The following is a 26,706-nucleotide window of genomic DNA, read 5'->3' as shown; positions in this document are numbered from 1 at the left end:
GCCTAGGCTGGAGCCGTGGCGCAGAGCATCTTCATCACATCCGCGGAGGGCCATTCCGGCAAGTCCACGATCGCGCTAGGAGTGCTCGACGCGATCAGCCACGCGACGCCCCGCGTCGGGGTCTTCCGCTCGATCGCCCGCTCGACCCATGAACGCGACTACGTGCTTGAGATGCTCCTCGAGCACGACGGCGTCGACCTCGACTACGACATGTGCATCGGCGTGACCTACGACGACGTGCGCGCCGATCCGGAAGCCGCACTCGGGGTCATCGTCGAGCGATACAAGGCCGTCGAAGCGCGGTGCGACGCCGTCGTCGTCCTCGGCAGCGACTTCACGGATGTCGGCAGCCCCGCCGAGCTCGGATACAACGCCCGCATCGCGGCGAACCTCGGCGCGCCCGTCCTCCTCGTGCTCGGCGGCCGCGTGCAGCAGGGCCTGGGTGAGAGCCTCGGCACCACGCAGGCGCGGACCCCCGAGCAGATGGGCCAGATCACCGCGCTCGCGCTCGCCGAGCTCGCGCACGGGCGGGCGGAGCTGCTCGCGATCGTGGCCAATCGCAGCGACCCGGAGCTGCTGGTCGAGACGATCGCCGCCGTCCGCGCCGTGGCCGATGCATCCGCCGTCCACCATCACGGAGCCGCGGGTGCCGGGGGCGTGCCGGTCTGGGCTCTGCCCGAAGACCGCTTCCTCGTGGCGCCGTCGATGCGTGACGTGGCGCGGGCGCTCGATGCGACCCTGTTGAAGGGCGACGAGGAGCTCCTCACCCGCGAGGTGCTCGACGTCGTCATCGCCGGCATGTCGATGGACAACGTCCTGCCGCGCCTGAAGGAGGGCGCGGTGATCGTCGTCGCCGCCGACCGCACCGACGTGCTGCTCGCCACTCTCCTGGCGAACACGTCGGGCACGTTCCCGTCGCTCGCCGGCATCGTCCTGAACGGCCCGTTCGCCCTGCCCGACGCCATCGACCGGCTCATCGACGGCATCGGCTCGTCGCTGCCGATCATCACGACCGAGTTCGGGACGTACGACACCGCGGTGCGTGTCATGAACGCACGCGGTCGCCTCGCCGCCGACTCGCAGCGCCGGTACGACACCGCGCTCGCGATGTTCGAGCAGCACGTCGACGTCGACGAGCTCGTGCGCGCCCTGGGCCTCGCCCGCTCGAGCGTCGTCACCCCGCTGATGTTCGGCTACCAGCTCGTCGAGCGTGCGCGCGCCGACCGCAGGCGCATCGTGCTGCCCGAGGGCGCCGACGACCGCGTGCTGCGCGCCGCGGCGACGGTCCTCGCCCGGGGCATCGCCGACATCACGATCCTCGGCGACCCCGCCGACATCCGCGGACGGGCCACCGAGCTCGGGATCGACATCGCGCCCGCGCAGCTGCTGAGCCCGTTCGACCCCGAGCACGTCGACCGCTTCGCCCGCGAATACGAACGGCTGCGGGCGCACAAGGGCATGACGTACGCGCGCGCCGCCGACACCGTGACGGATGTCTCGTACTTCGGCACGCTCATGGTGCACCTCGGGCTCGCCGACGGAATGGTGTCGGGCGCCGCGCACACGACGGCGCACACGATCCGGCCGGCCTTCGAGATCATCAAGACCGCCCCCGGCGTCTCGGTCGTCTCGAGCGTCTTCCTCATGGCGCTCGCCGACCGGGTACTCGTCTACGGCGACTGCGCCGTCATCCCCGATCCCACGAGCGCGCAGCTCGCGGACATCGCGATCTCGTCGGCCGCGACCGCTCAGCAGTTCGGCATCGAGCCGCGCGTCGCGATGCTGTCGTACTCCACCGGCGAGTCCGGATCCGGCGAGGACGTCGAGAAGGTGCGTGCCGCGACGGCGCTCGTGCGCGAGCGCGCCCCGCAGCTCCTGGTGGAGGGGCCGCTCCAGTACGACGCCGCGGCCGATGCCGCCGTCGCGGCGGCGAAGATGCCGGGATCGGAGGTGGCCGGTCGCGCGACGGTGTTCATCTTCCCCGACCTGAACACGGGCAACAACACCTACAAGGCCGTGCAGCGCTCGGCCGGTGCCGTCGCGATCGGCCCGGTGCTGCAGGGGCTGAACAAGCCCATCAACGACCTGTCGCGCGGCGCGCTCGTGGAGGACATCGTGAACACCATCGCCATCACCGCGATCCAGGCCCAGGGGCAGGCGCCGGCATGAGCGTCGTGCTCGTCATCAACAGCGGATCGAGCTCGTTCAAGTACCAGCTGCTAGACATGGACGCCGAGACGGTGCTCGCGAGCGGTCTCGTGGAGCGCATCGGCCAGCCGATGGGCGCGTGCCGCCACACCGTGCACTTCCCGCCCGGTGAGCCGGGCGAGCCGGCGCCGGCCGTGCTCGACGCGACCAGCGAGCGGGAGCTGCCGATCCCCGACCACTTCGCGGGATTCGCCGCGATGCTCGAGGCCTTCGCCGAGCACGGACCCAGCCTCGACGAGCATCCTCCCGCCGCCGTCGGGCACCGGGTCGTGCACGGCGGAGCACGATTCTTCGAACCCACGCTGATCACTCCGCTCGTGGAGATCAACATCGAGGAGCTCGCCGTGCTCGCACCGCTGCACAACCCGGCGAACCTCGCCGGGATCGTCGCGGCAAAGCGGGCGTTCCCCGATGTGCCGCATGTCGCGGTGTTCGATACGGCCTTCCACCAGACGCTCGCGCCCGACGCGTACACCTATGCCATCGACGCGGAGCTCGCGGCCCACCACCGCATCCGCCGATACGGGTTCCACGGCACCTCGCACAAGTTCGTGAGCGAGGCGGCGGCCGCGTTCCTCGGCCGCGACCTGGCGACGCTCAAGCAGATCGTGTTCCACCTCGGCAACGGCGCGTCGGTGACCGCCGTGGACGGCGGCCGATCGGTGGAGACGTCGATGGGGTTCACGCCGCTCGAGGGGCTCGTGATGGGAACACGGTCGGGCGACGTCGACCCCGCCGCCCTGTTCCAGCTGGGGCGCCGCGCCGGCTACACCGTCGACGGCCTCGACGAGCTGCTCAACAGGCGCAGCGGGCTGAAGGGCCTGAGCGGGTTCTCCGACATGCGGGACGTCCTCGCCGGACGAGCGGCGGGGGACGCCGCATCCGCCCTCGCGTTCGACGTGTACGTGCACCGGCTGCGCGCATACGCCGGCGCGTATCTCGCCCAGCTCGGGGGCGCCGACGTCATCTCCTTCACCGCCGGGGTGGGGGAGAACGCGCCGGATGTCCGCGCGGCCGCGATGGACGGTCTGGGGTTCGCCGGAATCGAGATCGACCCCGACCGCAACGCGGCGCGCGGCCGCGGCATCCGCGTGATCTCGACGGATGCGTCGGCGGTCACGATGCTCGTCGTGCCCACCGACGAAGAGCTCGAGATCGCCCGCCAGACCCTGGAGGTGGCACAGGCATGATCGTGACCGACCTGACCCGCTACGACGCCGTGCTGTTCGACCTGGACGGCGTGCTCACCCCGACCGCCCAGGTGCACATGCACGCCTGGCAGCGGCTGTTCGACGAGCTGTTCGACGACTGGGGCATCACCCCGCCGTACACCGACGCCGACTACTACGAGCACGTCGATGGCAAGAAGAGATACGACGGCGTCGCGGCCCTGCTGCGCAGCCGCTCCGTCGAGGTGCACTGGGGCGACCCGGCCGATCCGCCGACCGCCGACACGGTGTGCGGCATCGGGAACCGCAAGAACGCCTACTTCGAGCGGGCGCTGCGCGAGGACGGCATCGCCCCGTATCCGGGATCGCTGCGGCTCCTCGACCGGCTGCGCGACGCCGGCACGGCCGTCGGAGTGGTGTCCAGCTCGAAGAACGCGGACGAGGTGCTGCGCACCGCGGGGATCCGCGACCGGTTCCCCGTGCTCGTCGACGGCGTCGTGGCGGAGCGCGACGCGCTCGCGTCGAAGCCGGCACCCGATATGTTCGCCGCCGGCGCACGGCTGCTCGGCGTCGATCCGGCCCGCGCCGCCGCGGTCGAAGACGCGCTGAGCGGCGTGCGCTCGGCCGCCGCAGCCGGATACGGACTCGTGATCGGTGTCGACCGGGGAGTGGGACGGGCGGCGCTCGAGGAGGCCGGGGCGCACCTCGTGGTCGCCGACCTCGCCGAGGTGGTCGAAGCGGCCCCCGACGGTCTCTAGACTCTTCGAGGCGCATTTTTCCAGAAGGGTCAGCATGATCGATCGCGACCGATTTCCCGTCGACGAATGGCGACTCGTCGAGACGAGCTTCGACATCGACGACGCCGGTGTCACCGAGAGCCTCTTCGCCGTCGGCAACGGCTATCTCGGCATGCGCGGGAACCATCCCGAGGGGCGGTTCGCGCACGAGCAGGGCACCTTCATCGGCGGCTTCCACGAGACGTTCCCCATCCGCCATGCCGAGCAGGCGTATGGCTTCGCCGAGGTCGGCCAGACGGTCGTCAACGCCCCCGACGCCAAGGTCATGCGGGTCTACGTCGACGACGAGCCGCTGAACTTCGACACCGCCGACATCCGCGAGTACGAGCGCTCGCTCGACTTCCGGAGCGGAGTGCTGCGCCGCGATATCCTGTGGGTGACCCCCAGCGGCAAGCACGTGCGGGTCGGCTTCGAACGCATGGTGTCGTTCGAGGAGCGCCACCTGGCGATCATGAGCGTCGACGTCACGGTGCTCAACGACGATGCGCCGGTGTCGGTGAGCTGCCAGATCGTGAACCGGCAGGACGGCGAGGACGTCTACGGCGGCACCCCGATGCGCCGGGCGCGCTTCGACCCGCGGCGCAGCGAGCGCTTCGCCGAGCGCGTCCTGCAGCCGCAGGAGTACTGGCAGGACAAGACCCGCTCCGCGCTGAGCTACCGGGCCACCGAATCGGGGATGACGCTCGCGGTGGTCGCCGACCACATCATCGAGACGGAGAACCCGTACACGATGCGCACGCTCGTCGAGCCCGACATCGCGAAGAACATCTTCCGGGTGCAGGCGACGGCCGGCGTCCCGGTGCGGGTCGTGAAGCTCGTGAGCTACCACACCGGCCGCCGCGGCGTTCCGGCGCGCGAGCTCGTGGACCGCTGCCGTCGCACCCTCGACCGGGCGATGGACGTCGACGTGTCGACGCACTTCGCGCGACAGCGGGCGTGGCTCGACGCGTTCTGGGAGCGCTCGGACGTGCGCATCGGCGGGCGACCCGACCTGCAGCAGGCGGTGCACTGGTGCCTGTTCCAGCTCGCGCAGGCCGCCGCCCGCGCCGACGGCGAGGGCATCGGTGCGAAGGGCGTGACCGGCTCCGGCTACAGCGGGCACTACTTCTGGGACACGGAGATCTACGTCCTCCCGTTCCTCGCTTACACGACCCCGCAGTGGGCGCTGAACGCGCTGCGGATGCGGGTGCTGATGCTGCCCGCCGCGCGCCGCCGCGCCCACCAGCTCACCGAGGCCGGCGCGCTGTACCCGTGGCGCACGATCAACGGCGAGGAGGCGTCGGCGTATTACGCGGCCGGCACCGCGCAGTACCACATCAACGCCGACGTCTGCTTCGCGCTCGCGCGGTACGTGCGCGCGACGGGCGACCAGGAGTTCCTCTACCGCGAAGGCGTCGACATCGCGGTGGAGACCGCGCGCCTGTGGGCGACGCTCGGGTTCTGGCGCTCCCACGATGGGGTGCAGGAGTTCCACATCCACGGCGTCACCGGCCCCGACGAGTACACGACCGTCGTGAACGACAACCTCTTCACGAACGTCATGGCGCGCTTCAACCTGCGGTTCGCGGCGCGGACCATCCGTGAGATGGAGGAGCGCGACGGCGAGGTGTACCGCCGGATGGTGGCGCGCCTGAACCTCGAGCCGGGCGAACCGGATGCGTGGGAGCGGGCCGCCGACTGCATGCACATCCCGTACAGCCCGCAGCTCGGCATCCATCCGCAGGACGAGGTGTTCCTGGAGAAGGAGGTCTGGGACCTCGAGAACACCCCGCCCGAGCAGCGCCCGCTGCTGCTGCACTTCCACCCGCTCGTGATCTACCGGTACCAGGTGCTCAAGCAGGCCGATGTCGTGCTCGCCCTGTTCCTGCAGGGCGACCACTTCACGCCGGAGGAGAAGCTCGTCGACTTCGAGTACTACGACCCGCTCACCACGGGCGACTCGACGCTGTCGGCCGTCGTGCAGTCGATCCTCGCCGCCGAGGTCGGGTATCAGGATCTCGCCGCGACGTACTTCGAGCACGCGCTGTTCGTCGACCTCGCCAATCTGCACAGCAACACCGCCGACGGTGTGCATGTGGCTTCGGCCGGCGGCGTCTGGTCGGCGCTCGTGTCGGGCTTCGGCGGCATGCGCGACTACGGCGGGAACCTCACATTCGACCCGCGGCTCCCCCTCGGCTGGGACGACCTCGAGTACGTCATCCACTGGCACGGCACCGAGCTGCGCGTGACGCTGCGCCGCGACGCCATGACGGTGCGCGCCGGACACGGCGCACCGGTCTCGTTCTGGGTGCGCGAGGCCGCGTACACGATCGAGCCGGGCGGCGAGCTCGAGATCCCGCTCGACGACCAGGGGCCGCGGATCCCCGGCCGGCCGACGCTGCGCGAGCTGATCGGCGAGCGTCGCGAAGACGGCACGCTGCTGTCGGCATCCGTTCCGACCACCGTGACGACCGCCATCCCGGTGGTCACTGCCGGCTACTGAGCCTGCCCGGACCGCTCACCTGTCGCAAATCGACCGTCACGAGCAGAACGAAAGTCGATCTGCGACAGGCGAGCGGGTAGTCGCGCCGGGTCGGGCGGGCGCGTCCGCGCGGGCGGGCGCTTCCGTTCATGCGGGGACGCCTCACGCGACGATGAGCTCGACTCCCGCGCGCTCGAACGCCCTGGCGTCGGCATCCGTCAGCCCGTCGTCGGTGAGCAGCGCGTCGACGTCGTCGAGGCCGCAGATCCGGGCGAACGCCGTGGTGCGGAACTTCGTGGAGTCGGCCACCACGACGGTGCGGCGCGCGGCGGCGACGAGGGCGGCATTGACGGATGCCTCGCCCTCATCCGGCGTGTAGAGCCCCTTCTCGAGGTCGACGGCCGTCACGCCGAGGAACAGCGTGTCGATGGAGATCTCGGGCAGGATGAGCCCGGTGAGCGGGCCCGTGAGCTCATACGACCGGGCGCGGGCGACCCCGCCGAGCACGACGATGCGCAGCTGCGGGCGCACGACGAGGTCGTTCGCGATGTTCACGGCGTTCGTCACGATGGTGGTCTCGGTCGCTGCGAACGCCGGCTCGGCCGCCGCCCGCACCCCCACCTCGTACGCGGCCGCGGTGGTGGTGGTGCCGCCGTTGAACGCGATCACCGATCCGGGCACGACGAGCGAGGCGACGGTGCGGGCGATCGCATTCTTCTCGTGGGAGCGGCGCGACGTGCGGTAGCGCAGCGGGACATCCCCGGTCGTCGGGTTCGCCCGGGCGCCTCCCCGGGTACGTTCCACGAGCTGCTGTGCGGCGAGCGCATCGAGGTCGCGGCGCGCCGTGGGGCCGGACACGGCGAATTCGGCCATGACGTCTTCGATGCGCACGGCGCCCTGGTCGATGATGTAGTCGACGAGGCGCGACAGCCTGTCCTCGCGGTCCACGGGGCCTCCTCGTCGGGTCGGGATGCTGTCAATGATGCCGGATGGCGCCGCCGCGCCTCGGCGGCGGCCGTGTGTCGCTCGTCAGCCGGCGATCAGGGTGAGCAGCCGGGTCGCCTCGGCCGCCATCGCGTCCCGGGCGGGACCGAGGTACCGGCGGGGGTCGACGATGCCCGCGTCGGCCTCCAGCGCCGCACGGGCGGCGCGGGTGAAGTGCCCGTTCAGATGGGTGGACACGTTGATCTTCACGATTCCGGCGGCGACCGCCTCTCTCAGGTGGTCGTCGGCGACCCCGGACGAGCCGTGCAGCACGAGCGGCACCGTCACTGCCGCGCACAACCGGCCGATGAGGTCGAGGTCGAGGCGCGTCGTCCGGTCGGTGCGCGCGTGCGTGGACCCCACCGCCACGGCGAGCGCGTCCACTCCGGTGGCGGCGACGAACCGCTCGGCCTCGCCCGGGTCGGTGCGCACGCCCGGCGCGTGAGCACCGTCCTTCCCCCCGATCTCACCGAGTTCGGCCTCGACGATCGCCCCGGCGCCGTGGGCGTGCGCGACGACCTCGCGGGTGACGGCCACATTCTGCGCGAACGGCAGCGCCGCGCCGTCGAACATCACGGATCCGAAGCCCAGGTCGACGGCCGCACGGGCGAGGTCGGCGTCTTCGGCGTGGTCGAGGTGAAGAGCGAGGACGGCGGGGGATGCCTCGGCCAGCGCACGGGTCGCGACGGCGATCGGCGCCAGCCCGCCGTGGTAGGCCACGCAGTTCTGGGAGATCTGCAGGATGAGCGGCAGAGCCGCGTCCTCGGACGCGCGCACGAGCGCCTCGGCGGTCTCGAGGTTCACGACGTTGAAGGCGGCCGCGCCGCGGGCGCTGTTCCGGGCCTCGGCGAGGATGTGCGCGGTGGGGACGAGAGGCATGGCGCTCCGTTCGCAGGGTCTCAGTCGTGCCGGAGCTCGACGGCGGCGGCGAGCTCGGGATGGGACGGGTCGAGGGCGCCGGCGAGCGGTGCGAGCACGGCGGCCGCCGACCACGCCGCCGCGCGCCGCACGAGCTCGTCGAGATCGGCCGACAGGTCGAGGCCCTCGTCGAGGCACGCGGCGACCGCGGCGACCGCGGCGTCGCCGGCGCCGGTGGCGTTGCCGCGCAGGGGGCGGGGAAGCCGGGCGTGGACGGCTCGGCCGGAGCGTCGGGTGGTCGCGGTGCTTTCGGCGTCGCGGGGCGGCGCTGTTCCTTCGGTGTCGCGGGGCGGCACTGCGTGTTCGGTGTCGTGGGGCGGCACTGTGCTTTCGGTGTCGCGGGGCGGCACTGCCACGAGTCCGTCCTCGCCGAGCGACACGAGCACGAGCCGGGCTCCGGCATCCTGCAGCATGGCCGCGCCGGCCATCGGATCGTCGGTGCCGACGGTGGCGGCGAGCTCGTCGCGGTTCGGCTTGAGAACGTCGGCCCCGGCCGCGGCGGCGGCCAGGAGGGCGTCGCCGGTGAGGTCCGCGACCACCCTGACGCCGGCATCCTGCGCCGCCCGGATCAGTCGGGGGACGACATCGGCGGGCGTGGCGGGCGGAAGCGACCCGGAGATCGTGAGGCAGCGGGCGCCGGGGAGCGCAGCGCGCACGGCGGCGAGCACCGCCTCCCATTCGGCGACTGTGCGTGCGGTGCCCCGCTCGTTCAGCTGAGTCGTGCGGGCGACTCCCGCCTCGACCACTGCGTACGTGCTGCGGGTGGCGGTCGCGCAGGGCGTCATCCGCACATCGACCCCCGCGAGGTCGGTGATGAACCAGCCGAGGTCGTCGGCCCCGACCGGCCCGGTCGCCACCGCGTCGTGACCGGTCTGGGCGAGCACGCGAGCGACGTTGAGTCCCTTGCCACCCGCGCGGCGGCGCGCCCCCTCGATGACGTGGCTCGCGCCGAGGCGCAGCACCGGCACGTCGATCGTGACGTCGATCGCCGGATTGGGGGTCACGGTGACGATCATCGCCGTGCGCCCTCGGCGAGCTCCCGCGCCCGCAGCGCGGCGCCCACCACACCGGCGTCGCCGCCGAGACGCGCCTTCATGAGCGGCGTCGAGCGCATCGGGAAGTACGCGTCGAGGCGCTCCTGCAACGGCGCCAGCAGCGCGTCACCGGCTTCCGACAGGCCGCCGGCGATCACGATGGCTTCGGGAGCCAGCGCGGCGCACACGTGCGAGAGGCCGAACGCGAGGGCGTCGACCGCGTCATCCCAGATCTCTCGTGCCGCAGGATCGTCGCCCACGCGCGCCAGCACCTCTCGCGCGCCGGCGACGGGGGTGCCGGTGGCGCGGGAGTAGCGGCGGGCGATCGCTGCCGCCGAGGCCGTGGCCTCGAGGCACCCGCGGTTTCCGCACATGCACGCCTCGCCGCCCGGCCGCACGACGGCGTGGCCGATCTCACCCGCGAACCCCTCCCGCACGATCACGCGACCGTCGATCACCACGCCCGCGGCGATGCCGGTGCCGACCGTCATGATCAGGGCATCACGCAGGTCGCGGGCGGCGCCCACCCGCAGCTCGGCGAACGCCGCGGCCCGCACGTCGTGCGTCAGCGTGACGGGTACACCGAGCCGCTCGGCGAGCAGGTCGCGGAACGGCACGTCCTCCCAGCACAGGTTCTCGGAGGCGACGGCGACGCCCGCATCGTCGTCCACGATCCCGGGCAGGGCGAGCCCGACCGCCGCGACAGCGGCGCGGTCGGCGACGTCGTCGGCGGTGCGCGCCAGGAGTTCGAGGACGTCGGCGACGATCCGCGGCGACGGCCGAGGCGTCGGCACCCGCGTCGGCGTCGACATGACCCCGTCGGGCGCGACCGTGGCCGCCTTGACGTCGGTGCCGCCGACATCGAACGCCAGGACCGCGACCCCGGGGTCGAGGCGCAGCAGTGCCGACATGCTCACTCGGACAGGATGACAGAGCGCGTCAGCGAGCGGGGGCGGTCGGGGTCGAGGCCCCGCTCCTTCGCGAGCCCGACGGCGAACCGCTGGGCGACGATGAGCCCGGCGAGCGGATCGAGGTCGTGGTGCACGAAGGTCGCGCCGGTCGCGGCCACGTCTTCGCGCAGGCCCTCGGGCACCTCGCCGAACGCCCAGACGTTGCGACCCGGCTGGGCGATCGCGAGCGGTCCGTGGCGGTAGTCCATCGCGGGGTAGGACTCCGACCAGTACTGCGCCGCCTCGCGGGTCTTCAGCGCTGCCTCGGCCGCGAGGCCGACCGTCCAGCCTCGACCGAGGAACGTGGTCTGGTCGGCACGCAGCAGCGGCGCGATGTCGATCTCGAGCGCGCGCTCTGCGTCGGCGGCGGCCTCGGAGACGTCCTCGCCGAGCGCCGCGCGCAGCAGCGCGAGCACCGAGGTCGCGAAGCGGGTCTGCACGACGGACTGCTCGTCGGCGAAGTCGAGCACGACGACGGCGTCGGCGGATGCGGCGGCCGGCGCGTCGGCGACCGCGGTGATGAGCAGCGTGGGGCGTGCAGTGCTCTCGAGCAGGTCGACGATCTCTGTCGTGGTGCCCGAGCGGGAGATCGCGACGACGAGGTCGTACGCGCGCTCGAGCGGGAACTCCGAACCCGAGAACGCGTCGGTCTCGCCGTGGCCGGCCTGCTCGCGCAGCACGGCGTAGGACTGAGCCACGAACCAGCTGGTGCCGCATCCCACGACCGCCACGCGCGCGCTCCGCGACGGCAGGCGATCGGGGACAGAGGAGGCGAGTGCGGCGGCACGGCGCCAGCTTTCTGGCTGGCTGGCGATCTCGGTGTCGACGAACGTCTCGGTCATGCTGTTCCTCTCCCGTCACGCGGCTCGGCGAATGACTTCCAGTGATCATAACGCGCCAGAAAGATCAGGAAAAGTCATGACTGCGCCGCGTTCGCGGCGGCTTCGCGGGCGCTGCCGCAGTGTCGGCGCCACACCGTAGGCTGGACGGGTGACCACCGCTCTGTATCGCCGCTATCGGCCCGAGTCCTTCGCGGAGATGATCGGCCAGTCGCAGGTCACCGAACCCCTGATGACGGCCCTGCGCGGCGATCGCGTCGGGCACGCGTACCTCTTCTCGGGCCCGCGTGGTTGCGGGAAGACGACGTCGGCCCGCATCCTCGCCCGCTGCCTGAACTGCGCCCAGGGGCCGACCGACACCCCGTGCGGCGAGTGCGACAGCTGCATCGAGCTGGGCCGCGGCGGAGGCGGATCGCTCGACGTGGTCGAGATCGACGCGGCGTCGCACAACGGCGTCGACGACGCCCGCGACCTGCGCGAGCGCGCAGTGTTCGCGCCGGCCCGCGATCGCTTCAAGATCTTCATCCTCGATGAGGCGCACATGGTCACGCCGCAGGGCTTCAACGCGCTGCTGAAGCTCGTCGAAGAGCCGCCCGAGCACGTCAAGTTCATCTTCGCGACGACCGAACCCGAGAAGGTCATCGGCACGATCCGCTCGCGCACCCATCACTACCCCTTCCGGCTCGTGGCGCCGGCCGCGATGCTCGAGTACGTCGAGCAGCTGTGCGCGCAGGAGGGCGTTCAGGTCGAGCCCGGCGTGCTGCCGCTCGTCGTCCGTGCCGGCGGCGGCTCGCCGCGTGACACGCTCTCGGTGCTCGACCAGCTGATCGCCGGATCGGAGAGCGGAGCCGTCAGCTATCAGCGCGCCGTCGCGCTGCTCGGCTACACCCCGGCCGAGCTTCTCGATGAGGTCGTCGACGCGTTCGGCGCTCAGGGCGCCGGAGCCGCGTTCTCTGCGGTCGACCGTGTCATCCAGACCGGGCAGGACCCGCGTCGGTTCGTCGACGACCTGCTCGAACGGCTGCGTGACCTCATCATCGTCGCCGCGACCGGCGAAGGAGCCTCCGCCGTGCTGCGCGGAGTGCCCGCCGACGAGCTGGAGCGGATGTCGCACCAGGCGACGGCGTTCGGCGCCGAACGGCTCTCGCGCATAGCCGACATCGTCGTGTCGACCCTCGACGAGATGACCGGTGCGACGTCGCCGCGCCTGCAGCTCGAGCTCATGGTGGCGCGCGTCCTCGCGCACGGCGCCCCGGCCGCCGCCGCCTCAGCCGCCGAGCACCCGCAGCGCGTCGACACCGCCGCCGCCCCGGCGGCGGCGCCGGCCGCTCCGCGCCCCGGCGCTCAGCCGACCTCTCCGGCTGCCGAGCGTCCGGAAGCCCGTCCCGCGTCCGGCGCTCAGCCGACGCCCGCCGCCGGCGACGGCCCCGCCGTCCAGCCGACGTCCGCCTCCGCCGACCGCCCCGCTGTCCAGCCGACGCCGGCAGCCGAGCGCCCGTCGGAACCCGACGCGGCTCCTCGCCCCGCGGGGGCCCCGTCGGCGGACACGCCGCCCCAGGGCAATGCCCCCGCGCAGCCCACGGCGACCTCTCCGGCGCCTCCGGCTTCCGCCCCGGTCGACGAGCGAGCGCAGAGGGCCGAAACGGCGTCCGAGCTGGAGCCGGCACCCCCCGCGGGCCCGGTCACACTCGAGCGCATCCACGAGGCGTGGCCCGACATCCTCCGCCGCCTCGAGGCGATCGATCGGTCGTCGTGGCTCGTCGCGTGCGCCGCGAGCGCCACGGCATTCGCCGACGACGTGCTCACGCTCAACTTCGCCAGCGCCGCCGATGTCGCGAAATTCAAGAAGCTGCAAGCCGGCGCCGGCCCGAGCGAAGACCTGCGCCAGGCGATCAAGGCGACCCTCGGCGTCCGGGTCAAGTACATCGCCCGCCACACCGAGGCCGGCGGTCCCGCGAGCGGCGGTCCCGGTGACGGCCCCGGCCGCGGCCCGGCCCCGACGCATCCCGCCGCACCGGCGCCGTCAGGGAACGCGCCGTCGACCGCGCGCCTGGCACCCAGGCCGTCCGTCGCCTCACCCGACCGCGGTGGATCGACCGCTGCGCAGGCGGCCCCGGTCACCGACTGGGCGGTCGCGCCCATCCCACAGGACACCGAGGCCCGGGCGGGCCAGTTCGCGGTCGACGACGAGCCCGAAGACGCGGCCCCCGCCCGCTCGCGCGTCGCCACGCTCGCGCCGCCGCGCGAAGGCGAGGTCCTCCCGACCCGCGAGGTCGAGACATCCGTCGAACCCGACGACGACGAGCGGGAGGCAGAGGAGCTCGGCGAGCAGCCGGCGCCGATCGGCTACATTCCGCCCGTCGCCACGATCCGCGACGACGGCGTCGAACGCGTCGGCGAGGCCGTCGTCCGCCAGGTGCTGGGCGCGACGTTCCTGCGCGAAGAGCCCTACGAATCGCCCACGAGGTTCCAGTAATCCATGTATGACGGCATCGTCCAGGACCTGATCGACGAGTTCGGCCGGCTTCCGGGCATCGGCCCCAAGTCGGCCCAGCGCATCGCGTTCCACATCCTCCAGACACCCGGCTTCGACGTGTCGAAGCTGTCGCAGCTGCTCGGCGAGGTGCGCGAGAAGGTGCGCTTCTGCGAAGTGTGCGGCAACGTCTCCGAGCAGGACCGCTGCGCGATCTGCCGCGACCCGCGCCGCAACCAGACGCTCATCTGCGTCGTCGAGGACGCGAAGGATGTCGCGGCCATCGAGCGCACGCGCGAGTTCCGCGGGCTCTACCACGTGCTCGGGGGCGCCATCAGCCCCATCGCGGGCATCGGCCCCGACGACCTGCGCATCGCCCAGCTGATGCAGCGCCTCGCCGACGGCACCGTGCAGGAGGTCATCCTCGCCACGAATCCGAACCTCGAGGGCGAGGCGACCGCGACATACCTCAGCCGCCTACTGAACACGCTGCAGATCGCCGTCACCCGGCTCGCCTCCGGACTCCCGGTCGGCGGCGACCTCGAGTACGCCGACGAGGTCACCCTCGGGCGCGCGTTCGAGGGTCGGAGGTCCGTGTGATGATGCAGGGATGAGCGCAAAGGGCTGGTGGCTGTTCGCCGCCATGGCGGTGCTGTGGGGCGTGCCGTATCTGTTCATCCGCGAGGCCGTCGACTCGTTCTCGCCCGCCGCGGTGGTCAGCGGCCGCACCCTCGTCGGCGCACTCCTGCTCCTCCCGCTCGCCCTGCAGCGCAAGGCGCTCATGCCCGCGCTGCGCAAGTGGCACTGGGTGCTCGCGTTCGCCGCTGTCGAGATGGGCGGCCCGTTCTTCCTGCTGAGTCACGCCGAGCAGACCATCCCGTCGGGGCTCACCGGTCTGCTCGTCGCCACGGTGCCGCTGTGGGCCACGGTCATCGGGTTCGTCATCGGCAGCCACCGCACCATCGTCCCGCCGAAGATCGCCGGACTGCTGATCGGGTTCGGCGGTGTCGCTGTCGTCGTCGCGGGGCAAGGGATGGCGGTAACGGATGTCGCGACCACCCTGGTGGCCGTCTCCGAGGTGCTCGCCACCGCCGTGCTCTACGCCATCGCCCCGTTCATCGTCGCGACGAAGCTCCACGACGTGCCCTCGCTCGGATCGATCACCCTCGCACTCGGGGCCGTGGGCATCGTGTACCTGCCGATCGCCCTGCTCACCCAGCACGAGCTGCCGACCGTGCGCAGCACGGTCTCCCTCGCGGCGCTCGCGGTGCTGTGCACCGCCGTGGCCTTCGTCGTCTTCTTCGCGCTCATCGCCGAGGTCGGTCCCGTCACGGCGCCGCTGTTCACGTACGTCAACCCGCTCGTCGCGATCACGCTCGGCATCCTCATCCTCGGCGAGCACCTCACCCTGTGGCTTCTGCTCGGCTTCCCCCTCGTGCTGATCGGATGCTGGGTGGCCGCCACCGGCGGAAGGCTGCGACGCCGTCCAGCAGCCGTCGTCACCGGCAGCACGGACACCCGTCACATGGTCGGGCCGGTGGAGGCCGATCCGTAAGATGGACGGCGGGCGCGGCATCCGCACCCGCATCCAGAGCGCGCAGTCCGGGAGTTCCAACGTGGCGCTGATCGTCCAGAAGTACGGCGGATCGTCCGTGGCCGATGCCGAGAGCATCAAGCGGGTCGCCAAGCGCATCGTCGACTCGCGGCGTGCCGGAAACGACGTCGTCGTCGCGGTCAGCGCGATGGGCGACACGACCGACGAGCTGCTGGAGCTGGCGAACGAGGTCGCGCCGATTCCCGCACCCCGCGAGCTCGACATGCTGCTGTCGTCGGGGGAGCGCATCTCGATGGCGCTGCTGGCGATGGCGATCCACTCGATGGGATTCGAGGCGCGCTCGTTCACGGGCAGCCAGGCGGGCATGATCACCGACGCCCACCACGGCGCCGCCCGCATCGTCGACGTCACTCCGGTGCGACTGCGCGAGGCCCTCGACGAGGGCGCGATCGTGATCGTCGCCGGGTTCCAGGGGTTCAACCGCGACACCCGCGACATCACGACCCTCGGCCGCGGCGGCTCCGACACGACCGCGGTCGCCCTCGCCGCCGCGCTCGAGGCCGACGTGTGCGAGATCTACAGCGATGTCGACGGGGTCTTCACGGCCGACCCGCGCGTCGTGCCGCGTGCGCGCAAGCTCAGCGCGATCTCGAGCGAGGAGATGCTCGAGCTCGCCGCGAACGGCGCGAAGGTCCTCTACATCCGCGCCGTGGAGTACGCCCGGCGTCACGGCGTGCTGATCCACGCCCGGTCCACGTTCAGCTCGGCCGACGGCACTCTCGTCGTCGACGAGGCACGCCGCGCCGAACTCGCGGCGACGTTCCCGCAGTTGAAGGAAGATCACATGGAAGAGCCCGTCGTCGCCGGCGTCGCGACCGACCTCAGCCAGGCCAAGATCACTGTCGTCGGCGTGCCCGACGTGCCCGGCAAGGCCGCCGAGATCTTCAAGATCGTGGCGAAATCGGGTGCCAACGTCGACATGATCGTGCAGAACATCTCCGCCGCAGCCACGGGCCGCACCGACATCTCGTTCACGCTTCCGAAGGCCGACGCCTCCACCGCCCTCCGGGCACTGTCGGTCGAACAGGGCGACGTCGGCTACGAGAATCTCGTGCACGACGACCAGATCGGCAAGCTCTCGGTCGTCGGCGCAGGGATGCGCACGAACTCCGGCGTCTCGGCGACCCTGTTCGAGGCCCTCAGCATCGCCGGGATCAACATCGAGATGATCTCGACGTCCGAGATCCGCATCTCCGTCGTGCTGCGCGGCGACGATCTCGCCGAGGCTGCCCGTGCCGTGCACTCGGCGTTCGGTCTGGACGGCGAGGTCGACGCAACCGTTTACGCCGGCACCGGTCGCTGAGGCGCCTCGTCCCGATCACGGCCCGCGAGCGCAACATGCGGACCGTTCCCATCGGGCGTCGGTAGAATCGGCGAAACCCTGCGACGACGCATCCGGCGGACCGCTCCGTGCGCTTCGCGGGATCGGCGCGCCGACCGAGCGAGGACTCCCCCATGACCCGCATCTCCGATTCAGGACTCAACGTCGCCGTCGTCGGCGCGACCGGACAGGTCGGCACCGTCATGCGCGAGATCCTCGCCGAGCGCTCCTTTCCGATCAGCGATCTGCGGCTGTTCGCAACCGCGCGCTCGGCCGGCACCGCCGTCGACTTCGCGGGGCAGACGGTGACCGTCGAGGACATCGCCACGGCCGACCCCGCGGGCATCGACATCGCGCTGTTCTCCGCCGGTGCCACCGGCAGCCGCGCGCACGCCCCCCGCTTCGCGGAGGCCGGCGCACTCGTGATCGACAACTCCAGTGCATGGCGGATGGACCCCGACGTCCCGCTCGTCGTCAGCGAGGTGAACCCGCACGCGATCGATCAGGCACGCAAGGGAATCGTCGCGAACCCCAACTGCACCACGATGGCGGCCATGCCCGTACTGAAGCCGCTCGACGCCGCCGCCGGTCTCGAGCGGCTCATCGTCAGCACGTACCAGGCCGTGTCGGGCTCGGGCCTCGCCGGGGCGCAGGAGCTGCTCGGGCAGGCCGAGGCGGTCCTCGCCCAGCCGAACGCGATCGAGCTCGTGCACGACGGGGGAGCGGTCGACTTCCCCGAGCCGGAGAAGTACGTCGCACCGATCGCGTTCGATGTCATCCCGTTCGCCGGGAACCTCGTCGACGACGGCGACAACGAGACCGACGAAGAGAAGAAGCTGCGCAACGAGAGCCGGAAGATCCTCGAGCTGCCCGACCTGCGCGTCGCCGGCACGTGTGTGCGCGTGCCGGTGTTCACCGGCCACTCGCTGACGATCCACGCCGAGTTCGCTCGCGAGATCAGCCCCGATCGTGCGCGTGAGGTGCTCGGCGACGCGCCCGGAGTCGTGCTCGAGGAGATTCCGACGCCGCTTGCCGCCGCCGGCAAGGACCCGAGCTTCGTGGGGCGCATCCGTGTCGACCAGTCTGCGCCCGAGGGCCGCGGGCTCGTGCTCTTCGTCAGCAACGACAACCTCCGCAAGGGCGCCGCGCTGAACGCCGTGCAGATCGCCGAGGTCGTCGCTGCGCGTCTCGTCGCCCACGCCTGACAAGCGAGCGTCGGGCCCGGCCCCGCGCACGGTCCGGTCAGGCGCGCGAAGTAGACTGAGGGATTGTGACTGAAACCGTCGACGTCGTCCTGATCGGTGGGGGCATCATGAGTGCCACCCTGGGTGCCCTGCTGCACGAGCTGCAGCCCGACTGGAAGATCACGGCGCTCGAACGGCTCAGCGACGTCGCCGAGGAGAGCTCCAACGCGTTCAACAACGCCGGCACCGGCCACTCCGCCCTGTGCGAGCTGAACTACATGCCGCCCTCGCCCGACGGCACGCTCGATCCGACCAAGGCGATCAACATCAACGAGCAGTTCCAGCAGAGCCGCCAGTTCTGGGCGAGCCTGGTGGAGCGCGGCATCCTCGAGGGCCCGAAGACGTTCATCAATCCCACTCCGCACATGACGTTCGTGCGCGGTGAGAAGGATGTCGCCTACCTCAAGAACCGCTACGAGGTGCTCAAGCAGCAGCCGCTGTTCGCCGGCATCGAGTACAGCGAGGACTCGCGCGTCATCAACCAGTGGGCGCCGCTGCTCATGCAGAAGCGCCGCAAGGGCGAGCCGTTCGCCGCCACCCGCGTGCCCGCGGGAACCGACGTCGACTTCGGATCGCTGACGCGTCAGCTGTTCACCTACCTGCGCTCGCAGGGCGTGAGCGTGCAGACGAACACCGAGGTGCGCAGCCTCAAGCGCCAGAAGGACGGCACCTGGCTCGTCAAGTACCGCCGCACGGTCGGCCGTGCGCCGGGCCGCATCAAGGCGCGTTTCGTGTTCGTCGGTGCCGGCGGATGGGCGCTCAAGCTCCTGCAGAAGTCGGGCATCGACGAGATCAAGGGCTACGGCTGCTTCCCGATCGGCGGCCAGTGGCTCATGACCACCGACCCGTCGATCGTCTCCCAGCACCACGCGAAGGTCTACTCGCAGGCATCCGTCGGCGCTCCGCCGATGTCGGTGCCGCACCTCGACACCCGGGTCGTCGACGGCAAGGCCTCCGTCCTGTTCGGCCCGTTCGCGACGTTCAGCCCGAAGTTCCTGAAGAACGGCTCGATGTGGGACATCGTCACCCAGGTGCGCCCTTCGAACCTGTTCAGCATGCTGAAGGTCGCGTTCACGAACTTCGATCTCATCAAGTATCTCGTCGGCGAGCTGGCGAAGAACCACCACCGCAAGGTCGACAGCCTGCGCACGTTCGTGCCGACGGCCAAGGACGAGGACTGGACGCTCCTGCAGGCGGGTCAGCGGGCTCAGGTGATGAAGGACGGCAAGCTCCAGTTCGGCACGGAGGTCGTCGCATCCGCCGACGGCTCGATCGCCGGGCTGCTCGGCGCCTCGCCCGGAGCATCGACGGCCGTCCCGATCATGCTCGGCCTCCTGAAGCGCTGCTTCCCGGAGCAGTACACGTCGTGGGAGCCGAAGCTGCGCGAGCTCATCCCGACGTTCGGCCAGACGCTCAACGACGAGCCGCACCTCGCCCGCGAGACCGTCGACGAGACGGCCGAGGTCCTCGAGATCAACCGCTGATCGGCGGAAGACGGACCCGGTGAGACGCCCAGCAGCAGACCCGTCCGTTCAGCCGCCCGCGCTGAGCCCGTCGTCACGCATCCTGCTCACCCTGGCGGCAGCGGTCGTCGTGCTGGCCGGGCTGTGGTTCGCACGAGAGGTCGTCGGCCCCCTCGCCCTCGGCGCAGTGATCGCGATCATCTGCCATCCCGTCCGGCATCCGCTCGAATGTCACGGATGGCCGCGATGGGCGGCGACGACGGCGGTGATCGTCGTCGGGTTCGCCGTGCTGATCGGCCTGGCGCTCATGCTCGTCTTCGCCGGAGTGCAGTTCGCCCAGCTGGTCGTGGACTTCACCGACGAGATCGAGGGGACAGCACAGGGCGTCGTGTCCTGGCTGCGCTCGTTGGGCCTCGACACGCAGCTCTCCGACGCCACCGCCGCCGTGCTCGACCCAGCGCAGATCCTGTCGTTCGTGACGAGCCTCGGCGGCACCGTCCTCGGTGTGGCCACGGCCCTGTTCTTCGTTTTCGCGTACGTGATCTTCATGGCGGTCGACGGGGCGCGATACAGTCACGCCGAGGAGCGCTTTGGCGACGCCATCCGGCCGACGATGGACCGCTTCCGCGCGTTCAACACCGGCGTGCGCCGGTACTACGTCGTGAACGCGGGTTTCGGGGCGGCCGTGGCGATCATCGACGGTCTCGCCCTGTGGGCCGTGGGGGTTCCGGCACCCGTGGTGTGGGCGATCCTCGCGTTCGTGACGAACTTCATCCCGAACATCGGCTTCATCGTGGGGCTCATTCCGCCGGCGCTGCTCGCGCTCGTGGTGGGCGGCTGGCCGCTCATGCTTGCGGTGATCGCCATCTACTGCGTCGTGAATGTCGTGCTGCAGGTGCTCGTGCAGCCGAAGTTCGTGGCGGATGCCGTCAGTCTGAGCCTCACCCTCAGCTTCTTCTCCGTGATCTTCTGGTCGTTCATCATCGGGCCGCTGGGGGCGATCCTGTCGATCCCGCTGACCCTGCTGGTGCGTGCCCTTCTGCTGGGCCCCGATCCGGAGACCCGATGGCTGCGCTGGCTGTCGGGGGAGGATGCTGCTCACTGATCCGTCCGCGATCGGATGCGTCGTGTCCTGCGCAACGGCAGCCGCCTCCCCTGCAATGGGTGATGCCGTCGGCCCGGAGGCGAAGCCGTGTGCGAACGTCATCGCGTGGAGACTCGGCGAGACGGCGGCGACGAAGCCGCGGCACCGCGGGAGCAGCGGGAGAACACGGCGGCACCGCGGGAGCAGCGCGAGAACGAGGTGACGGCTTCGAAGAAGAGCGACGTGTTCGAGATCGTGGCGGTGATCGTCCTCTCCGTGACCGCCGTGATCACGGCGTGGCGCGGCTTCGAGTCATCGAAGTGGAGCGGCGACATGTCGATCTCGTTCAGCCAGGCGTCCACCGCGCGCGTGAAGGCGGCGTCCGCGGAGGGCGAGGCGCGTGACGCGCGCCAGTACGACCTCACGATCTGGACCCAGTGGGTTCTGGCGGACGAACGCGGCGACGCCGCGCTCGTCTCCTACATCGAGCAGCGGTTCTCACCCGAGTTCCGTGTCGCGTTCGACGCCTGGAACGCCGGGGACCGCGCCGCACAGGGGCCCTTCGCGATGCCGGAGTACGTGCCCCCCGGCACGCGTGAGGCGGAGCAGCTCACGCAGCGCGCCGACGCCAAGTTCGCCGCCGCCCTCGTGAGCAATCAGCGCGGCGACAACTACACGATCCTCACCGTGCTGTTCGCCCTGGTCCTGTTCCTCACCGCCGTCGCGCAACGCCGGCTCGCCGGATGGGTGCAGTGGGCGCTCCTCGGCCTCGCACTCGCCGTCGCGGTGACGGGGGTCGTCATCATGCTGACGTTCCCGGTCCTCGTCTGAACGATGCCGCGGCACCGGCGCGCTCCTCAGACCAGCGCCGTCAGCGCCTTCTGCAGCTGCAGCGCCCCGATGACGAGGAGCAGTGCGGCATTGAGGACGTGCGTATGCCCGGCGATCCAGACGCGCGTCGCGTCGAGGGCCGGCTGCGCCTTCGCGCCCGCGACGAGCAGCCAGATCACCGGCACCGCGACCGGCAGCACGCCGATCACGATGAAGCCGATCGCCACCGCCGTCGCCTGCCCCGCCGTCACATCGGCGAGGGCGATGTCCAGCGCCGCGATGATCGCGCACGACGCGTCGACCGGGTTGAGGACGAACAGGCCGATGCCCAGGAGGAACGTGCGCACGGGGCGGAACGTCGACACCGACTGAAGCCACCCGGGCAGCGTCGCCGCCTTCGCGACATCCTTCGGTGTGCTCGCCGCTGCCATCCGTCGGATCCGTCTCGCACCTTTGCGGTACACCCAGACGGCGCCACCCACGAGGACGAGCCCGATAAGCAGACGCAGAACCGCGACCCAGAGCGGCGGCTCACGCTGCGCGTGGACGGCGGCGGAGCGGAAGATCCAGCTGAACAGCGCGAGCACGGCGACGATCCCCGCGAGCCACCCCAGCAGGTAGGCCACGCCGTTCACGCGTGCGAGCCGGGAGAGGAGCACGGCGACGAGCGCCATGATGGCCAGCGGGCTGAGCACGACGCCCAGCGTCACCGGGACGAGATCGACGATCAGTCCGCCCATCCCCGCCTCCTCGAAGGAGTGTTCCGGCCGCGGCGGCACCGCGGCCGGAACGTCGCTCAGTGCGTCAGCTGAGCGCCTTCGCCTTGAGCTTCTCGTATTCCTCGGTGGTGATCGTGCCCGCCTCCAGCAGCTGTGCGGCGTGCGCGATCTCCTCCGACGGACTCTTGCCTGCGACGCCGCGGATGTATGAGTCCGTGGCGTTCTGGGCCTCGCGCGCCTGCGCAGCGCTCCGCTCGGCCATCCCACCGCCGCGCGCGATGAGGTAGATCAGCGATGTGAGGAACGGCACGAAGATCAGGAAGATGATCCACAGTGCCTTCCACCACCCGTTGAGTTCCCGGTCGCGGAACAGGTCGGCGATGATCGTGAACAGCACCATGAGGTAGGCGATGAAGAAGAACGCCCAGATCATGTACCAGAAGAAGTCCCAGAATCCCATCAGCTTCTCTTTCTCTCTTTCCTACTCGAACGGCTCGGCTCAGAAGCTGCCGATACCCTTTCCGATCATCTGCACGCCGATCACCAGCAGCAGGATCGCCATGATCACCGCGTTCTCCTTCATGAGCCAGCCGCGCAACGCATCCAGCGCGGCGCGCAGCCTGTCGGCGGCGATGAGGTAGCCGATCACCGGCACCAGGACCGTGGACGCGGCGAGGATCGTGAAGATCGCGATGACGAGAACCGTCCCGCCGGCGTTCAGCGCCGCGTCGCCGATCGCCACGCCGGCGCTCGCGGTCATCAGCAGGTTCTTCGGATTCAGCGCCGAGAGCAGGAATCCCAGGCCGAGCGCGACGGGGAACGTGATGCGGTCGATCGCCTGCATCCACTTCGGCATCATCGGCTCGGCGCCGCCCCGCGGCCGCTTCCGCCACTGTGCCAGGGCGAGCAGCAGGAGCAGCACGCCGAGGACCAGCTGGATGACTCCCTGGACGGGCTTCGCCCCGCTCTCCTCATCCTGCGGAAGGACCGCCGACAGCAGGGTGAACACCGTGATCGCCACGATGATGCCGATCACCCAGCCGAGGAGGAACCCCACGCTGGTCGAGCGCCTGGGCGACAGCAGCATGAGGACCGCGGCGATGATGGGGATGGGGCTGATCGCCACACCGACGGCGAGGGGGAGAGCCTGTCCGATCGCGCTGCCCATGTCACGCCTCCGTTGCGGATGACAGTGCCGCGACCGCGGCGCGGTTGGTGGGGTAGACGGGCTCGTCGGCGATGATGCCGAGACGACCGAGACGCGCCCGCGCGCCGGAGCGCACGCGGCTGAAGCCCAGCGTCACGCCGTTGTCGTCGAGCCACCGGCGCAGCCCCTCGAAGGATTCCGCCGCCGTGACATCGACGTCGGTGACCGCCTCCATATCGATCACGACGTGGTGCACCGATCCCGCGCCGCCCGCAGCCGTCACGGCCTTCTTCACGGACTGCGTGAAGGTGTCGCTGTTGGCGAAGAACAGCGGCGCCGCCATCCGGATCACGACCACGCCCGGTGCAGTGCTCGAGCCCTCCGGGGCGTCCTCGAGGAGCGAGTCGGTGGGGGTGTCGTCGGACTCCAGCACCTCGATGGGTGGATGGGCGGCGCGCTTGGCCATGTTCACGAGCGCCAGCACGAACGAGACCAGGATGCCGGGGATGGAGCCCACGAACAGGGTGACGAGGAAGCACACGGCGCCGATCGCGAACTCGAACCGGTCGAGCCGCCAGAGGGTGCGGAACTCCGTGACTCCCAGCAGGGGGAGCACGGCGACGCCGACGATCGCGCCGATCGCGGGTGAAGGGATGTCCGCGAGCAGGCCGGTGCCGAACATCAGGAGCAGGAAGGTTCCGACGGCGAGGACGAGCGAGGGCAGCTGCGTGCGGGAGCCGGCTTGATCCATCGCCGCTGTCCGGCTCGTGGACGACCCCATCATGAAGGCGCCGCTCGCCCCGCGGCGACGTTGCCGAGCCCGAAGGCGAGAAGGTCCCGGTCGGGGCTCGTCGCATAGTGGCGCTTCTCGCCGTAGGAGCGCGAGACGAGCAGCCCCTCGGCCACGGTGACCATGGTCAGGGCGATCGCCGAGGGCACGAGCGCGAGCCACTTGTCCCACGTGAGCATGGGCCACGTGAGTGCCGGCGGTCCCGCCGGCACCGCGCCCAGCACGGAGACGCCCGCCTTGTCGGCGTGCGTGAGGACCACGATCACGGTGGCGACGACCATCACGACGAGGGCCCACGGGATGACGGACGCGATGCGTCGGCCGAGGAGCAGCACCGCCACGGAGCACACGGAGATCACCAGCGACCAGACGTTCAGCGTGCCGATGTGCGACACCAGGCCGACCAGCTTGTCCACGAATTCGCCACCCGAGTCGATCTTGACGCCGAGCATCTTGGCGATTTGCGAGACCAGGATGTCGAGTGCGAGACCGCCGACGAATCCGACGAGGATCGGCTTGGAGAGGAAGTTCGCGAGGAAGCCGAGCTTGAACACGCTCATGGCCAGCAGCAGCAGACCGCAGATGATCGCCTGCGCGAGCGCCATCGTCGCGTAAGTTTCCGGACTCCACGGTGGACGCCACCACCATCACGGTGCAGGACCCGTCGACCATGCCCGACCCGAACAGCTGGTACGACTCGTTCGACCCGCAGTCGGTGACCGCAACTCCGGTGCCGGCCTGCTCCTCACTGACAGTGCAGTACACGACAGACCCGAGCGGAGCCGATGGTTCGTGGCAGCCGGTGCCCGGGATGGAGTCGATCACCGGGGCGACGATCTACAACGGCGCCATCCCCGAGGACATCGGAGCGGCAGCCGAGGGCATCCGGCTCGTCTACACGGCAGCGCCCGCCGGCGGAGACTGCACCGGCGGCTTCCCGCCGGGAACGTCGGTGAGTCCGAACCTCACGTACTCGCTCGACGGCGACGTGCCGATGGACTCCGACACGACGATCACCGACTGTGCGCGCTCGGCAGGCACCAGCACGACGGTCTCCCCGGGGCAGTCCGAGGAGGCCTGCGACGACGTGCGGCTCACCCCGGTCAACCCCGGCGCCATCGACCCGATCGACAAGGACTGGGACGTGCCCAGCGTGTCCGAGCGTTCGCAGGCCCAGGCGGGAGCGACCCTCAGCTGGTCGACGGGCGGATACACCGGAACCGGCCGCATCGACATCACGGACACCCAGAACCCCGACACCACAGCCCTCGACCAGAGCGTGTTCGACGCGTTCAATCTGCTGCGCATCGATCCGATCAGCCCGAGCCTCGACCCGCTGCTCACCTACGACCAGATCACCGGCGTCCAGCTGTATCGGCTCCCCGCCGGAAGCACCGATCCGGCGGCGGGCCAGTGGACGGATGCGGCGAACGACCCGTGCCCGGAAGGCTGCGACGGGACGTTCCCCGGCGTCACGCTGACCGCCGACGAGACGGCGACGACGGTCGGCTTCCGGCTCACGTACATCGAGAGCCCGTTCGAGGCCGGCGCGATCAACGTCGTGAAGAGCGTCACCGGAGACGTCGCGGACGAGTACGGGTCGGGACCCTTCGTCGTCCGCATGGTGTGCACGCTGGACGATGCGAGCGGCACGCGGGTGACCAGGACCGCCGAGATCACACTCGGCGGGGGAGCGCCTCTGAGCGCCCGCGTCGTCGACATCGCGGCCGGCTCCCAGTGCCGCTTCGCGGAGACCGACGACGGGGGCGCGACGGCGTCGTCGATCGACCCCGAGGGGCCGATCTCGGTGGATGCGGACGAGACCGCCACCGTCACGGTGACGAACACATTCGACCCCGCGGTGCTGTATGTCGACAAACAGGTCGACGGCGAGGCCGCCACCTTCGCGCCCGAGACGTTCCCCATCGATGTGACGTGCTCCGCGAACGGTGCGGTCCTCCCGGGATTCCCCGTCACCGTCGAGGTGACACCGGGTACCCCGGCCGCGGTCGATACGCTCTCCGGCGCCGACTGCTCCGCGGTCGAGACCGACACGGGCATGGCGACGGAGGTGACGTACGATCCGGCACGAGCCGACGGCGGCGACGGGTCCGGCACCGTGATCGCCACGGACGATCCCGACAACCCGTCGACGATCACCGTGACGAACACGTACCGTGCCGGAGCCCTGCAGATCGAGAAGAGGATCGTCGGATCGGGTGCGCTGGAGGCCACCGGACCGTTCGCCTTCTCCGTCATATGCGCGTTCGACGGTGAGGAGGACGTGTACCGCGACACGGTGACCCTGCGGCGCACGGGAGCCGGCGTCACGCTGCGCTCCGATGTCATCTCGCCGCTGCCGATCGGCGCCGAGTGCACCGTGACGGAGACGGATGACGGCGGCGCCGACGTCACGCCGGATCCCGTGACAGTCACGGTCCCCGACCCGCGATCCGGAACGGCATCGGCGCTGGTGAGCATCGTGAACACCTTCACCGCACCGCTTCCCGTCACCGGTGGCAGCGGCGTCGCCTGGGGCGCGGTCGGAGGAGCTGGAGGGCTGATCCTGCTCGGAGTCGCGCTCATGCTCGTGCGACGCCGACGCCATCGACTGCACTGAGGACAGAGCGGGGCCACCGGCGGGGTTCCGTAGACTCTC

Annotated in this window: 22 protein-coding genes and 1 pseudogene; 13 read left to right on the top strand and 10 right to left on the bottom strand. The window is 70.6% G+C overall.

Annotation, left to right across the window (positions count from 1 at the left end):
* The first annotated feature begins 15 nt into the window (after positions 1-15).
* From pta to AC3RX1_RS11810, 4 genes are read left to right on the top strand one after another with little or no spacing between them, the layout of a single operon-like run.
* Positions 16-2,169 carry a phosphate acetyltransferase gene (pta, locus tag AC3RX1_RS11825; RefSeq protein WP_491501442.1) on the top strand — a complete coding sequence of 718 codons (2,154 nt, stop codon included), beginning with the start codon at positions 16-18 and terminating at the stop codon, positions 2,167-2,169.
* Positions 2,166-3,398, top strand: a complete 1,233-nt coding sequence (locus AC3RX1_RS11820; RefSeq protein ID WP_491501441.1) for an acetate/propionate family kinase — start codon at positions 2,166-2,168, stop codon at positions 3,396-3,398. The genes pta and AC3RX1_RS11820 overlap by 4 nt, the downstream gene beginning before the upstream one ends.
* On the top strand, positions 3,395-4,135 hold the full coding sequence (locus tag AC3RX1_RS11815) for an HAD family hydrolase (RefSeq protein WP_491501440.1): 741 nt from the start codon (positions 3,395-3,397) through the stop codon (positions 4,133-4,135). The genes AC3RX1_RS11820 and AC3RX1_RS11815 overlap by 4 nt, the downstream gene beginning before the upstream one ends.
* A 34-nt stretch (positions 4,136-4,169) precedes the next feature.
* Positions 4,170-6,656, top strand: coding sequence for a glycoside hydrolase family 65 protein (locus AC3RX1_RS11810; RefSeq protein ID WP_491501439.1), 2,487 nt, complete (start codon positions 4,170-4,172; stop codon positions 6,654-6,656).
* A gap of 141 nt (positions 6,657-6,797) precedes the next feature.
* Here AC3RX1_RS11810 and AC3RX1_RS11805 read toward each other — a convergent pair whose 3' ends face one another.
* From AC3RX1_RS11805 to AC3RX1_RS11785, 5 genes are all read right to left on the bottom strand, one after another.
* Positions 6,798-7,583 carry a DeoR/GlpR family DNA-binding transcription regulator gene (locus AC3RX1_RS11805; protein ID WP_491501438.1) on the bottom strand — a complete coding sequence of 262 codons (786 nt, stop codon included), beginning with the start codon at positions 7,581-7,583 and terminating at the stop codon, positions 6,798-6,800.
* An 81-nt stretch (positions 7,584-7,664) separates the two neighbouring features.
* On the bottom strand, positions 7,665-8,498 hold the full coding sequence (locus AC3RX1_RS11800; protein ID WP_491501437.1) for a class II fructose-bisphosphate aldolase: 834 nt from the start codon (positions 8,496-8,498) through the stop codon (positions 7,665-7,667).
* A gap of 20 nt (positions 8,499-8,518) precedes the next feature.
* The gene (locus tag AC3RX1_RS11795) at positions 8,519-9,553 is read right to left on the bottom strand and encodes a 1-phosphofructokinase family hexose kinase (RefSeq protein ID WP_491501436.1); all 1,035 of its coding nucleotides are present in this window, start codon (positions 9,551-9,553) and stop codon (positions 8,519-8,521) included.
* The gene (locus AC3RX1_RS11790) at positions 9,550-10,482 is read right to left on the bottom strand and encodes an ROK family protein (protein ID WP_491501707.1); all 933 of its coding nucleotides are present in this window, start codon (positions 10,480-10,482) and stop codon (positions 9,550-9,552) included. Before AC3RX1_RS11790 ends, AC3RX1_RS11795 begins: the two co-directional genes overlap by 4 nt.
* A 2-nt stretch (positions 10,483-10,484) precedes the next feature.
* The gene (locus AC3RX1_RS11785) at positions 10,485-11,363 is read right to left on the bottom strand and encodes an SIS domain-containing protein (protein WP_491501435.1); all 879 of its coding nucleotides are present in this window, start codon (positions 11,361-11,363) and stop codon (positions 10,485-10,487) included.
* Between the two features lie 148 nt (positions 11,364-11,511).
* Here AC3RX1_RS11785 and AC3RX1_RS11780 point away from each other — a divergent pair, with 148 nt between their 5' ends.
* The 8 genes from AC3RX1_RS11780 (at position 11,512) to AC3RX1_RS11745 (ending at position 21,391) form a co-directional block, all read left to right on the top strand.
* Entirely contained in the window at positions 11,512-13,836 is a 2,325-nt protein-coding gene (locus AC3RX1_RS11780; protein ID WP_491501434.1) for a DNA polymerase III subunit gamma and tau, read from the top strand.
* A gap of 3 nt (positions 13,837-13,839) precedes the next feature.
* Positions 13,840-14,433 carry a recombination mediator RecR gene (recR, locus tag AC3RX1_RS11775; RefSeq protein ID WP_491501433.1) on the top strand — a complete coding sequence of 198 codons (594 nt, stop codon included), beginning with the start codon at positions 13,840-13,842 and terminating at the stop codon, positions 14,431-14,433.
* A gap of 10 nt (positions 14,434-14,443) precedes the next feature.
* On the top strand, positions 14,444-15,388 hold the full coding sequence (locus AC3RX1_RS11770) for a DMT family transporter (protein ID WP_491501432.1): 945 nt from the start codon (positions 14,444-14,446) through the stop codon (positions 15,386-15,388).
* 61 nt (positions 15,389-15,449) lie between these two features.
* Complete coding sequence (locus AC3RX1_RS11765) at positions 15,450-16,751, top strand: aspartate kinase (RefSeq protein ID WP_491501706.1); 1,302 nt, start codon at positions 15,450-15,452, stop codon at positions 16,749-16,751.
* A gap of 152 nt (positions 16,752-16,903) precedes the next feature.
* The gene (locus tag AC3RX1_RS11760) at positions 16,904-17,974 is read left to right on the top strand and encodes an aspartate-semialdehyde dehydrogenase (protein WP_491501431.1); all 1,071 of its coding nucleotides are present in this window, start codon (positions 16,904-16,906) and stop codon (positions 17,972-17,974) included.
* Positions 17,975-18,039: 65 nt separating this feature from the next.
* Entirely contained in the window at positions 18,040-19,497 is a 1,458-nt protein-coding gene (gene mqo / locus AC3RX1_RS11755) for a malate dehydrogenase (quinone) (RefSeq protein ID WP_491501430.1), read from the top strand.
* Positions 19,498-19,516: 19 nt separating this feature from the next.
* Positions 19,517-20,581 (top strand): AI-2E family transporter, encoded by a 1,065-nt coding sequence (locus AC3RX1_RS11750; RefSeq protein ID WP_491501429.1) that lies wholly within the window; start codon positions 19,517-19,519, stop codon positions 20,579-20,581.
* Between the two features lie 105 nt (positions 20,582-20,686).
* Positions 20,687-21,391: a hypothetical protein gene (locus tag AC3RX1_RS11745; protein ID WP_491501428.1), complete on the top strand. Its 705-nt coding sequence runs from the start codon at positions 20,687-20,689 to the stop codon at positions 21,389-21,391.
* A gap of 26 nt (positions 21,392-21,417) precedes the next feature.
* Here AC3RX1_RS11745 and AC3RX1_RS11740 read toward each other — a convergent pair whose 3' ends face one another.
* From AC3RX1_RS11740 to AC3RX1_RS11720, 5 genes and pseudogenes are all read right to left on the bottom strand, one after another.
* Positions 21,418-22,131 (bottom strand): GAP family protein, encoded by a 714-nt coding sequence (locus AC3RX1_RS11740; RefSeq protein ID WP_491501427.1) that lies wholly within the window; start codon positions 22,129-22,131, stop codon positions 21,418-21,420.
* 64 nt (positions 22,132-22,195) lie between these two features.
* A complete protein-coding gene (locus AC3RX1_RS11735) occupies positions 22,196-22,570 on the bottom strand; it encodes an SHOCT domain-containing protein (protein ID WP_491501426.1) in 375 nt (124 codons plus the stop codon).
* 39 nt (positions 22,571-22,609) lie between these two features.
* Positions 22,610-23,278, bottom strand: a complete 669-nt coding sequence (locus AC3RX1_RS11730; protein ID WP_491501425.1) for a GAP family protein — start codon at positions 23,276-23,278, stop codon at positions 22,610-22,612.
* Position 23,279: 1 nt separating this feature from the next.
* Positions 23,280-23,600: a sodium-independent anion transporter gene (locus AC3RX1_RS11725; RefSeq protein ID WP_491501705.1), complete on the bottom strand. Its 321-nt coding sequence runs from the start codon at positions 23,598-23,600 to the stop codon at positions 23,280-23,282.
* A 261-nt stretch (positions 23,601-23,861) separates the two neighbouring features.
* A pseudogene (locus AC3RX1_RS11720) lies at positions 23,862-24,652 on the bottom strand (SulP family inorganic anion transporter); the annotation flags it as partial.
* Between the two features lie 26 nt (positions 24,653-24,678).
* On the opposite strand from AC3RX1_RS11720, the gene AC3RX1_RS11715 reads away from it, so the two are divergent.
* Positions 24,679-26,667 (top strand): DUF5979 domain-containing protein, encoded by a 1,989-nt coding sequence (locus tag AC3RX1_RS11715; RefSeq protein WP_491501424.1) that lies wholly within the window; start codon positions 24,679-24,681, stop codon positions 26,665-26,667.
* Positions 26,668-26,706 lie beyond the last annotated feature (39 nt).

This window comes from Microbacterium altimontanum (assembly GCF_058349865.2).
This window is presented reverse-complemented; position numbering and strand designations above follow the sequence as displayed.

What these genes read in the sequence shown, in the direction of transcription:
- AC3RX1_RS11735 (WP_491501426.1), bottom strand. Translation starts at nt 22,570, where the DNA reads ATGGGATTCTGGGACTTCTTCTGGTACATGATCTGGGCGTTCTTCTTC.
- recR (WP_491501433.1), top strand. Translation starts at nt 13,840, where the DNA reads ATGTATGACGGCATCGTCCAGGACCTGATCGACGAGTTCGGCCGGCTT.
- AC3RX1_RS11740 (WP_491501427.1), bottom strand. Translation starts at nt 22,131, where the DNA reads ATGGGCGGACTGATCGTCGATCTCGTCCCGGTGACGCTGGGCGTCGTG.
- AC3RX1_RS11760 (WP_491501431.1), top strand. Translation starts at nt 16,904, where the DNA reads ATGACCCGCATCTCCGATTCAGGACTCAACGTCGCCGTCGTCGGCGCG.
- AC3RX1_RS11810 (WP_491501439.1), top strand. Translation starts at nt 4,170, where the DNA reads ATGATCGATCGCGACCGATTTCCCGTCGACGAATGGCGACTCGTCGAG.
- AC3RX1_RS11815 (WP_491501440.1), top strand. Translation starts at nt 3,395, where the DNA reads ATGATCGTGACCGACCTGACCCGCTACGACGCCGTGCTGTTCGACCTG.
- AC3RX1_RS11800 (WP_491501437.1), bottom strand. Translation starts at nt 8,498, where the DNA reads ATGCCTCTCGTCCCCACCGCGCACATCCTCGCCGAGGCCCGGAACAGC.
- AC3RX1_RS11785 (WP_491501435.1), bottom strand. Translation starts at nt 11,363, where the DNA reads ATGACCGAGACGTTCGTCGACACCGAGATCGCCAGCCAGCCAGAAAGC.
- AC3RX1_RS11725 (WP_491501705.1), bottom strand. Translation starts at nt 23,600, where the DNA reads ATGGCGGCGCCGCTGTTCTTCGCCAACAGCGACACCTTCACGCAGTCC.
- AC3RX1_RS11795 (WP_491501436.1), bottom strand. Translation starts at nt 9,553, where the DNA reads ATGATCGTCACCGTGACCCCCAATCCGGCGATCGACGTCACGATCGAC.
- AC3RX1_RS11820 (WP_491501441.1), top strand. Translation starts at nt 2,166, where the DNA reads ATGAGCGTCGTGCTCGTCATCAACAGCGGATCGAGCTCGTTCAAGTAC.
- AC3RX1_RS11770 (WP_491501432.1), top strand. Translation starts at nt 14,444, where the DNA reads ATGAGCGCAAAGGGCTGGTGGCTGTTCGCCGCCATGGCGGTGCTGTGG.
- AC3RX1_RS11790 (WP_491501707.1), bottom strand. Translation starts at nt 10,482, where the DNA reads ATGTCGGCACTGCTGCGCCTCGACCCCGGGGTCGCGGTCCTGGCGTTC.
- AC3RX1_RS11730 (WP_491501425.1), bottom strand. Translation starts at nt 23,278, where the DNA reads ATGGGCAGCGCGATCGGACAGGCTCTCCCCCTCGCCGTCGGTGTGGCG.